General features: G+C 65.2%; 1 pseudogene. It reads right to left on the bottom strand.

Annotated elements, in window-relative coordinates:
• Nucleotides 1-250: pseudogene (gene pstS, locus ACLJNW_RS27185) on the bottom strand (phosphate ABC transporter substrate-binding protein PstS); the annotation flags it as partial.

The following is a 250-nucleotide window of genomic DNA, read 5'->3' on the forward strand; positions in this document are numbered from 1 at the left end:
GGGCCGGCGGCGCGGTGGAAGAACCGGCAGCCTGGATCTGGATGTTCACGTTCGGATAGAGGCGCTTGTACTCCTCGGCCCACATGGTCATCAGGTTGGCCAGAGTGTCGGAGCCGACGCTCGACAGGTTGCCCGACACACCGCTGGCTTTCTGATATTCCGGCAGCGCCGGGTCGATCGCGGCTACCGCGGAAGCGGCGCCTACGCCTGCGGCGACGAACGTCAGGGCCGCCATCAAACGCTTGAGTTT

This window comes from Salmonella sp. SAL4457 (assembly GCF_046548235.1).
In the GTDB taxonomy this organism is placed as follows: Bacteria; Pseudomonadota; Gammaproteobacteria; order Enterobacterales; family Enterobacteriaceae; genus Salmonella; species Salmonella enterica.